Raw genomic sequence first — 6,523 nt, 5'->3', positions numbered from 1 at the left:
GCGTGACGGGTGGCGGGGGCGCCTGGCGGACGTCCGCGAACCGGGCGCAGACCAGCTCCCCGTCGTAGCCGGCGACCACCGCCCACCAGCCGCTGGAGTCCAGCGCGGTCGGGTCGTGGGTGACGTCGCGCAGGCCGGTGGCCAGGAATCCGCCGAGGCGGGCGAGCGGAGCAAGGTCGTACACATGCGCGAGTCTAGGTGGGGGTGCCTCGATACCGAGTTTGAGCTGGCTGACGAATCCGCTAGAGTTCGTGACGTCGCCGGGAGCACGGAAGTGAGGCCGGAGGCACCAAATGCGGACGTAGCTCAGTTGGTAGAGCACCACCTTGCCAAGGTGGATGTCGCGAGTTCGAGTCTCGTCGTCCGCTCGAAGGGGGCCCGCCCCCATCCGGTGGAGTGGCCGAGAGGCGAGGCAACGGCCTGCAAAGCCGTCTACACGGGTTCAAATCCCGTCTCCACCTCGGACGATTAGCTCAGCGGGAGAGCGCTTCCCTGACACGGAAGAGGTCACTGGTTCAATCCCAGTATCGTCCACTGGATCCGTGAGGATCCACCCGCGCGATTAGCTCAGCGGGAGAGCGCTTCCCTGACACGGAAGAGGTCACTGGTTCAATCCCAGTATCGCGCACCGGGTGTCATCACCAAGGGCCGGAGAGTCGTGACTCTCCGGCCCTTCGGTGTGTGTCGGTTGGGCTCGCCGGCTCGGGGCGGGTGGGGAGAAAAGCGCGGTGCCCGGGCAGCTCCCCAGCTGCCCGGGCACATGTGCCGTCCGCACACCCCCGTCCCCACGGGGTTTGTGTGCCGGTGTCCCCGACCCGGGCCGCTCTCCCGGGCCTGGGGCGCCGCTCAGCGCCCCAGCATGCCGGCCACGGACGACGCCTGTGTGACGACGGCCTCCACGCCGCCGATCACGACGGCGAGCACGAGGGCCAGCGGCAGCACCATGGCCGCCGCGACCAGTGGATGGCGCCGCCCGGCGGGTGGCGCGCTGGGCCGCACCGCGATTCGTGCCATCTCTCGGCTCCCGTCTTCGGATTGGGGCGGCGGGCGGGTGACCTCGGGGGACGAGTGTTGCGCCCGCCGCTTGATCTCCACACTAGTTGGCGCCGACGGGCGTGACGTCAACCCGGCGTATTGACCTGGGGGCCTCCCGCAGGATGACTCCGGACCTGCTCGGATACTCCCCAGGGTGGACAAGGAGCGGGACATGCCGGGGTTTTCCCCCAGGGGGGTCCGGAAAGACCGGCTCGTCCACGTGAGCGCGCGGCCTTATCGTCGCTCGGGCCAGGCAGTCCGTAAGCTGTGCGACATCACAAGCACGGGGCAGCGAGGTGGACATGACGATGATGCGGCTCCGACGCGAGGACCCGCGAGTCGTCGGAGCCTTCCGGCTCCACCGGCGGCTGGGTGCCGGCGGGATGGGGGTCGTCTACCTGGGCTCCGACCGGCGCGGGCAGCGGGTGGCGCTCAAGGTCATCAGGCCGGACCTGGCGGAGGACCAGGAGTTCCGCTCCCGGTTCGCGCGCGAGGTGTCGGCCGCGCGGCGGATCAGGGGCGGCTGCACGGCCCGGCTGGTGGCCGCCGACCTCGACGCCCAGCGGCCCTGGTTCGCCACCCAGTACGTGCCGGGGCCCTCGCTGCACGACAAGGTCATGTCGGACGGGCCGCTGTCGGCCGCCGAGACGGCGGCGATCGGCGCCGCGCTCGCCGAGGGGCTGGTGGCGGTGCACGAGGCGGGCGTCGTGCACCGGGACCTCAAGCCGTCGAACATCCTGCTGTCGCCCAAGGGCCCCAGGATCATCGACTTCGGCATCGCCTGGTCGACCGGCGCGAGCACGCTGACGCACGTCGGCACGGCGGTGGGCTCCCCCGGGTTCCTGGCGCCCGAGCAGGTGCGCGGGCAGGCGGTGTCGCCGGCGAGCGACGTGTTCTCGCTCGGCGCCACCCTGGCCTACGCCGCGCTCGGCGACTCGCCGTTCGGGCAGGGCAGTTCCGAGGTGATGCTGTACCGGGTGGTGCACGAGGAACCGCAACTGGTCGGAGTTCCGGCCGCGTTGGCGCCGCTGCTGCGGTCGTGCCTGGCGAAGTCGCAGCAGGACCGGCCGAGCACGGTGCAGCTGTCGTTGCGGCTCAAGGAGATCGCCGTCCGGGAGGCCAGGGGCGAGGGGCAGCGGGTGCTGACCCGGGCGCCACAGCAGCGCTCGGCGCCCGAGCGGCGGCCCGCCCGCCCGGCGCCCACCAGGCCGGCCGAGCGGCGCCCCCCGGCACGGCGGGGCCTCGACCGGCGGCTGCTGCGGCAGCGGCTGGTCGTCTTCGTGACCGTGACGCTGCTGGTCGCGCTGGGGATCGCCGCGGCGCAGGGCTGCCAGGGGCCGGTCTAGGCCGGCTGCTGCGGGCGGTCGGGAGCGGCGGTGGTCACCGCGTAGAAGGCGACCGCGGCGGCGGCCGCCACGTTGAGCGAGTCGACGCCGTGCGACATCGGGATCCGCACCCAGGCGTCGGCGGCGGCCAGCGCCCCGTGGGTCAGCCCGGTGCCCTCGGCGCCCAGCATCAGCGCCAGCCGTCCGCCGCCACTCCCCCGCAGCTCGGCGGCGATGTCGACGGCCCGGGCGTCCGGCGTCAGGGCCAGCAGGCGGAAGCCGGCGGCGCGCACCTCGGCCAGGCCGGCCGGCCACTGGTCGAGGCGGGCGTAGGGGAGCGAGAAGACCGCGCCCATCGAGACCTTGACGGAGCGCCGGTAGAGCGGGTCGGCGCAGTCGGGCGAGAGCAGCACGCCGTCCAGGCCGAGGGCCGCCGCGCCCCGGAAGACGGCGCCGACGTTGGTGTGGTCGTTGACGGCCTCCAGCACGGCGAGCCGGCGGGCGCCGGCCAGCAGCTCGGCGGCCGGCGGCAGCGGACGCCGCCCCATGGCGGCCAGCGCGCCGCGGTGCACGTGGAAGCCGGTGACCCGCTCGGCGAGCTCGGGGCTCACCAGGTAGACCGGCGCGGCGGTGGAGTCGATGACGTCCCTCAGCGCCTCGACCCAGCGGGCGGTCAGCAGCAGCGAGCGCATCGGGTAGCCGGCGGCGAGCGCGCGGCGGACGACCTTCTCGCCCTCGGCCATGAACAGGCCCTCGGCCGGCTCCCGGCGGCGGCGCAGCGCGACGTCGGTGAGGTCGGTGTAGTCGGCGAGCCGGGGATCGGCCGGATCGGTGACGGCGATCGGTTCGCTCACGCTCACGCGCCCGCCACCCGCACCACGTCGCCGACGACGATGACGGCGGGTGGCCGCACGCCCTCGTCGGCGATCCGCGCGGCGACCGTCTCCAGTGTGGCGTCGACCCGGCGCTGGCCGGCCATGGTGCCCTCCTGGACGACGGCGACCGGGGTGCCGGCCGGCCGGCCGTGCCGGATCAGGGCGTCGGCGATGGCGCCGGCCCGCTCGACGGCCATCAGGAGCACCAGGGTGCCGCGCAGCGCGGCCAGCGCCGGCCAGTCGACCAGCGACCCGGGGTCGTCCGGCGCGACGTGCCCGCTGACCACCGTGAACTCGTGGGCGACCCCCCGGTGGGTGACCGGGATGCCGGCGGCGCCCGGCACGCTGATGGCGCTGGTGACGCCGGGCACCACGGTCACGGCCACGCCGGCCGCGGCGAGCGCCGCGACCTCCTCGCCGCCACGTCCGAAGACATAGGGGTCGCCGCCCTTGAGGCGGACCACGAACCGGCCGGCCCTGGCGTGCTCGACCAGCGCCTCGTTGATGGCCTCCTGGGCCATGGCGCGGCCGTAGGGGATCTTGGCGGCGTCCACGACCTCGACGTGCGGCGGGAGCTCGTCCAGCAGGTCGCGGGGGCCGAGGCGGTCGGCGATCACCACGTCGGCCTCGGCGAGCAGTCGGCGGCCGCGCACGGTGATCAGGTCGGGGTCCCCGGGGCCGCCGCCGACCAGCGCCACGCCGGCGGAACGCCCGCGGTGACGGGGCGCGGTCAGCGTGCCGTCCCGCAGCCCCCCGACGACCGCGTCCCGGACGGCGGCCGAGCGCCGCGGGTCCCGGCCGGTGAGCACGGCCACCGTGACCCCGTCGACCCGCCCGGTCGCCGGGGTCCAGGCGGTGGCGGCCTCGGCGTCGTCGCTGCGGACGCACCAGACGCGGCGTTCCTCGGCCTCGGCCGAGGCGGCCGTGTTGACCGCCGGGTCGTCGGTGGCGAGCAGCGCGTACCAGGCGCCGTCCAGGTCGCCGGGCCGGTAGCCGCGGCGCCGCCAGTCGAGTTCGCCGGCCTCGGCCATGGCCTGCACGGCCGGGGTGACCTCGGGGGCGACCAGCACGATGTCGGCGCCGGCGGCGAGCAGGGCCGGCAGCCGGCGCTGGACGACGGTGCCACCGCCGAGCACCAGCACGCGGCGGCCGGTGAGGCGCAGTCCTACCGGGTAGGCGGGGTGTTCTGACATGGCGGGGTGCGGCTCCTCGGCGCTGGGCGGTGGGCGTCGGTGGGCGGGCTCGTCCGGCCCGCCCGGGCTGGGTCGGGCCGGCCGCGAGGCCGGCCACCACCGCTGCGGCGCTGGAGCGGTTGAGAACGTGCTGGTCCCGGGCCCCCGCCCACCATAGAACCTGGTGCGGGGCCCGGGGGGGTTCAGTTCTTCTCGGTGACCCCGGCGGCGTCGAAGGTGGCGACCTCACGCATCGCCCGGGCCGCGCTCTGCACCACCGGGAGCGCGAGCAGCGCGCCGGTGCCCTCGCCGAGCCGCAGGTCGAGGTCGACCAGCGGCCGGAGGCCGAGCGCGGTGAGCGCGGCCATGTGGCCGGGCTCGGCGCTGCGGTGGCCCGCGATGCAGACGGAGACCGCCTCGGGGGCGATGGCCCGGGCGGCGAGCGCGGCGGCGCCGGCGCTCACCCCGTCCAGGATCACCGGCACGCGCAGCGAGGCGCCGCCGAGGATCAGGCCGGTGAGGGCGGCGTGCTCCAGGCCGCCCACCGCGGCGAGCACGCCGATCGGGTCGGCCGGGTCCGGCTGGTGGTGCTGGAGCGCGCGGCGCACCACGTCCACCTTCCTGGCGTGCGTCTCGTCGTCGATGCCGGTGCCGCGGCCGGTCACCTCGGCGGGCTGGGCACCGGTGAAGACGGCGATCAGCGCGGCCGCGACGGTGGTGTTGGCGATGCCCATCTCGCCGCAGAGCAGGGCGCGGTTACCGGCGGCGACCAGGTCGCGGGCGGTCTCGATGCCCACCTCGATGGCGCGCAGTGCCTCCTCGCGACTCATGGCAGGGCCGGTCGTGAGGTCGGCGGTGCCGGCGCGCACCTTGCGCGGCATCAACCCGGGCCTGGCCGGCAGCTCGCCCCGGACGCCGACGTCGATCACGCAGATCTCGGCGCCGACCTGGGTGGCGAACGCGTTGCTGACGGCGCCGCCGGCCAGGAAGTTGGCCACCATCTGGCCGGTGACCTCCTGCGGCCAGGGGGTGACGCCCTGGGCGTGCACACCGTGGTCGCCGGCGAAGATCGCCACCGCCGCGGGCTCGGGCACCGGTGGCGGGCAGCTGCGGGAGAGCCCGCACAGCTGGGCGGAGATGACCTCCAACGCGCCCAGCGCGCCGGCCGGTTTGGTCATGCGTTTCTGGCGCTCCCACGCCTCGCCGAGGGCGTGCGCGTCGAGCGGGCGGATCTCGGCGAGGGTCTCGCTGAGCAGGTCGTGCGGCTCGGCGCCGGGCAGCGCGCGGCGGCCGTAGCTCTCCTCGTGCACCACCCAGGAGAGCGGGCGGCGCTGGGCGGGGGCGCCCTGGGCCGGATCCTGCTCGGCGGGGAGCGGGTCGACGTAGCCGACGCAGAGGTAGGCGATGATCTCGAGGTGGTCGGGCAGCCCGAGGGCTTGGGTCAACTCGCGGTCGTCGAGGAAGCCGACGAGGCCGACGCCGAGGCCCTCGGCACGGGCGGCCAGCCACAGGTTCTCGACGGCCAGCGCGGTCGAGTACGGCGCGAGCCCGGGCCGGCCGACCTGCCCCGCGGGCCGCTGGCCGCCACGGGTCGGGTCGGCGGTGACGACGATGTTGACCGGCGCGTCGACGACGGCCTCGGCGTTCAGCTCGGCGAACTGCCGGGCGCGCGCCCTGGGCAGCGAGGCCGTGTAGGACTCGCGCTGCCGGACGGCGATGTCGTGCACCGTCCGCCGGGTCTCCTCCGACCTGATGATGACGAAGTCCCAGGGCTGCGCCAGGCCGATGCTGGGCGCGGTGTGGGCGGCCTCCAGCACGCGGATCAGCACCTCGTGCGGGATCGGGTCGGCGCGGAACCCGGTGCGGACGTCGCGCCGTTCGCGCATCAGCCGGTGCACGGCCTCGCGCTCGGACTCCGAGTAGGGGGCGCCGTGCGGCGCCTCGGCCGGTGCCTGGCCGGTGGGCTCGGGTTCGGGCTCGTGTTCCGGCTGGGGCTGAGGCTGGGGCGTCGCGGATGGTGCGGCCGGCGCGGGGCCCTCGACGGCGGGCGCGGTCTCGACCTCGGCCTCGGCCGGCGCCTCGGGGGCGGGCGCTGCCGCCGGCCTGTCTCTTATAC

The 6,523-nt window shown here is 75.4% G+C and carries 5 protein-coding genes, 4 tRNA genes and 1 pseudogene; 5 read left to right on the top strand and 5 right to left on the bottom strand.

Features of this window, described 5'->3' with window-relative positions:
* Positions 1–184 (bottom strand): annotated as a pseudogene (locus tag E1283_RS29310) (chorismate-binding protein); the annotation flags it as partial.
* A gap of 111 nt (positions 185–295) precedes the next feature.
* Between E1283_RS29310 and E1283_RS29305 the strand changes: the two are divergent.
* The 4 genes from E1283_RS29305 (at position 296) to E1283_RS29290 (ending at position 628) form a co-directional block, all read left to right on the top strand.
* A tRNA-Gly gene (locus E1283_RS29305) sits at positions 296–368 on the top strand.
* A gap of 22 nt (positions 369–390) precedes the next feature.
* Positions 391–461 (top strand) — tRNA-Cys (locus tag E1283_RS29300).
* A 1-nt stretch (position 462) separates the two neighbouring features.
* A tRNA-Val gene (locus E1283_RS29295) sits at positions 463–534 on the top strand.
* A 22-nt stretch (positions 535–556) separates the two neighbouring features.
* A tRNA-Val gene (locus E1283_RS29290) sits at positions 557–628 on the top strand.
* A gap of 218 nt (positions 629–846) precedes the next feature.
* On the opposite strand, the gene E1283_RS37605 is transcribed toward E1283_RS29290, so the two are convergent.
* Complete coding sequence (locus E1283_RS37605) at positions 847–1,014, bottom strand: hypothetical protein (RefSeq protein WP_165956291.1); 168 nt, start codon at positions 1,012–1,014, stop codon at positions 847–849.
* Between the two features lie 323 nt (positions 1,015–1,337).
* On the opposite strand from E1283_RS37605, the gene E1283_RS29285 reads away from it, so the two are divergent.
* Positions 1,338–2,381, top strand: coding sequence for a serine/threonine-protein kinase (locus E1283_RS29285; protein WP_132821189.1), 1,044 nt, complete (start codon positions 1,338–1,340; stop codon positions 2,379–2,381).
* On the opposite strand, the gene E1283_RS29280 is transcribed toward E1283_RS29285, so the two are convergent.
* From E1283_RS29280 to cobT, 3 genes are all read right to left on the bottom strand, one after another.
* Positions 2,378–3,214: a TrmH family RNA methyltransferase gene (locus E1283_RS29280; RefSeq protein WP_132821191.1), complete on the bottom strand. Its 837-nt coding sequence runs from the start codon at positions 3,212–3,214 to the stop codon at positions 2,378–2,380. The genes E1283_RS29285 and E1283_RS29280 overlap by 4 nt on opposite strands.
* 2 nt (positions 3,215–3,216) lie before the next feature.
* Entirely contained in the window at positions 3,217–4,428 is a 1,212-nt protein-coding gene (gene cobA / locus E1283_RS29275) for a uroporphyrinogen-III C-methyltransferase (protein WP_132821188.1), read from the bottom strand.
* 182 nt (positions 4,429–4,610) lie between these two features.
* On the bottom strand, positions 4,611–6,523 hold a 1,913-nt coding region (gene cobT, locus E1283_RS29270), incomplete at its 5' end, for a nicotinate-nucleotide--dimethylbenzimidazole phosphoribosyltransferase (protein WP_243745188.1).

Origin of the sequence: Streptomyces hainanensis, assembly GCF_004348415.1 — a bacterium.
Lineage (GTDB): Bacteria > Actinomycetota > Actinomycetes > Streptomycetales > Streptomycetaceae > Streptomyces > Streptomyces hainanensis.
Note: the sequence above shows the minus strand (reverse complement) of the source record. Positions and strands in the feature narration are given on the sequence as shown.